At 74.2% G+C, this 2,455-nt stretch carries 3 protein-coding genes; 1 reads left to right on the forward strand and 2 read right to left on the reverse strand.

The window, feature by feature from the left end; all coding sequences use genetic code 11:
* Nucleotides 1–28 precede the first annotated feature (28 nt).
* Complete coding sequence (locus TR50_RS42110) at nucleotides 29–1,225, reverse strand: NAD(P)/FAD-dependent oxidoreductase (RefSeq protein ID WP_042436048.1); 1,197 nt, start codon at nucleotides 1,223–1,225, stop codon at nucleotides 29–31.
* Nucleotides 1,222–1,554, reverse strand: a complete 333-nt coding sequence (locus TR50_RS42115) for a bifunctional 3-phenylpropionate/cinnamic acid dioxygenase ferredoxin subunit (RefSeq protein WP_042436051.1) — start codon at nucleotides 1,552–1,554, stop codon at nucleotides 1,222–1,224. Before TR50_RS42115 ends, TR50_RS42110 begins: the two co-directional genes overlap by 4 nt.
* Nucleotides 1,555–1,708: 154 nt before the next feature.
* Here TR50_RS42115 and TR50_RS42120 point away from each other — a divergent pair.
* The coding region (locus tag TR50_RS42120) for an IclR family transcriptional regulator (protein ID WP_084701937.1) at nucleotides 1,709–2,455 on the forward strand (747 nt) is incomplete at its 3' end.

The following is a 2,455-nucleotide window of genomic DNA, read 5'->3' on the forward strand; positions in this document are numbered from 1 at the left end:
AACAGGCTCATGACGTGGCTTCCTCCGGTCAGGCGGGGCGGGGAAGGGCGACGACGGCGGGGGTGAGCGTGCGGCGCAGGCGGGCGAAGACCCGGGCCTGATCGACCGCCAGAACGGCGACCGGTCGGCCCTCGCGCCGGTAGACGGCCGTGAAGCGGCGGCTGTCCAGCTCGCCCTCTTCGACCTGCGGCACGTCGCCGGGCCGGACGTGGCCGGCGAACTGGATGCGGCTGCGGTACTGGTCGGACCAGAAGTAGGGCGCGGCGGCGGGCGGCGGCGCGGAGACGCCGGTCAGCAGGGTGCGGGCGGCGGTCCTCGGCTGCTCGGTCGCGCTGGTCCAGTGCTCGACGCGCGCGTGGCCGCCGGTGAACAGGTCGAGGCAGCTGGCGACGTCGCCCACCGCCACCACCGCGGGGACGTCCGTCGCGCAGCCCGCGTCGCAGACGACGCCGTCGTCGATCCGGAGTCCGGACCCGTCGAGCCAGTCGGTCGCGGGGCGGGCCCCGACGCCGACCACGACGACGTCGGCGGGGACCAGACGGCCGTCCGCCAGCCGCACGCCGGTGACCCGGCCTGTGCCCTCCAGTGCGGCGACGCCGACGCCGCACAGGAGCCGGACGCCGTGGTCGGCGTGGAGCGAGGCGCAGACGAGGCCCATCTCCCGTCCCAGCGCCCGCTCCAGGGGCGTCTCCGCGGCCTCGATGACGGTGACGTCCAGGCCCATGGCGCGTGCGGAGGAGGCCACCTCGGCGCCGACGAAGCCGGCGCCGACGACGGCGACCGCGGGCCTGCCGGTGGTGAGTTCGGCGCGCAGCGCCTCGGCGTCGTCGAGTGTGCGCAGGGTGTGGACCCCGGCGAGCCCTTGGGCGCCGGGGAGGGTGCGCGCGGTGGCGCCGGTCGCGATCACGATGGCGTCGGCGCGCAGCTCACGTCCGTCGGACAGGGCGACCGTCCGCGCCGCCGGGTCGAGTCGCGTCGCCCGCACGCCGAGCAGCCAGTCGGCGCCGAGGTCCTGGTACTCCTCCGCGTCGCCGAGCGCGAGCGCCTCGGCGTCGAGTCCGCCGGTGAGGAACTGCTTGGACAGCGGGGGGCGGTCGTAGGGCAGATGGCGCTCCTCCCCCACGACCGTGATCGCCCCCTCGTGGCCCTCCTCCCGGAGGGCTCGCACGGCGCTGAGGCCCGCGAGCGAGGCCCCGACGACGAGGACGCTTCTCGGGCCGGTCACGCGGGCTCGATGACGGCGTCGGCGGCGGTGACGTGGAGCAGCACGAGGCCGTCCACGACCTCGACGCGGTGGGTGCGCAGCGCCGCCTTCGCGGGCAGACAGGTCGGCCGGCCGGTGCGCAGGTCGAAGGAGCTCGCGTGGAGGGGGCATTCGACCAGGCAGCCTTCGAGCCATCCGTCGGCCAGGGACGCGTCCTGGTGCGTGCAGGTGTCGTCCACGGCGTACAGGACGCCGTCGGCGTTGAAGACGGCGACGGGAGCGGGGACGCCCTCCGTCACGCGGAGGGACTCGCCGGGGGGCAGGTCGTCGATCCGGCAGACCGTGATCACTCGGAACCTCCAGAGTGTCGCGTATCACGCAACAGGATGCGGTATACGCAACATGGTTTCTTCGCACTGAAGTACTGTCAAGAGGTCCCGCACGCCCGACACCGAGGCATACTGTTGCGCCATGAGCAACGGTGTGCAGCCTGTCGAGTCCCCCGTGCAGTCCGTGGACCGAGCGGTCACGATCCTCGAACTGCTGGCCGCCCGCGGCGAGGCCGGCGTCACCGAGATCGCCGCCGAGCTCGGCGTGCACAAGTCCACAGCGTTCCGCCTGGTCGCGGCACTGGAACTGCGCGGGCTGGTCGAACAGCCCGGCGAGCGCGGCAAGTACCGCCTCGGCCTCGGCCTGGTGCGCCTCGCGGGCGCGGCGACGGTGCGGCTGGACCTCTCGCAGCAGAGCCGCCCGGTCTGCGAGCGGCTCGCGGTCGAGGTCGCGGAGACCATCAACGTGGCGATCCTCGACGTCGACGCGGCGGTCAACATCGAGCAGGTGCTCGGGCCTTCGGCCATCACCACGCACAACTGGGTCGGACAGCGGACGCCGCTGCACGCGACGTCCAGCGGCAAGGTGCTGCTCGCCCACCTGCCGGAGCCCGCGCTGGCCCAGCGCCTCGCCGAGCCGCTGGAACGCTTCACCTCCCACACCGTCACCGATCCGGCCCGCCTGCGCCGCCAGCTGGAGACCGCCAGGCAGGACGGGTACGCCTGCACCGTCGAGGAGTTGGAGACCGGCCTGAACGCGGTCGCGGCCCCGGTCTTCGCCCACAACGGCCAGGTCGTGGCGGCCATCAGCGCCTCCGGCCCCTCCTTCCGCCTCGCCAAGCCCCGCCTCGCCGAGGTCGCACGGGCGGTCCGCACGGCAGCGGAGGAGGTCTCCACCCGCCTCGGCTACCTGCCGACCCGG

Origin of the sequence: Streptacidiphilus anmyonensis (genome assembly GCF_000787855.1) — a bacterium.
GTDB lineage: Bacteria > Actinomycetota > Actinomycetes > Streptomycetales > Streptomycetaceae > Streptacidiphilus > Streptacidiphilus anmyonensis.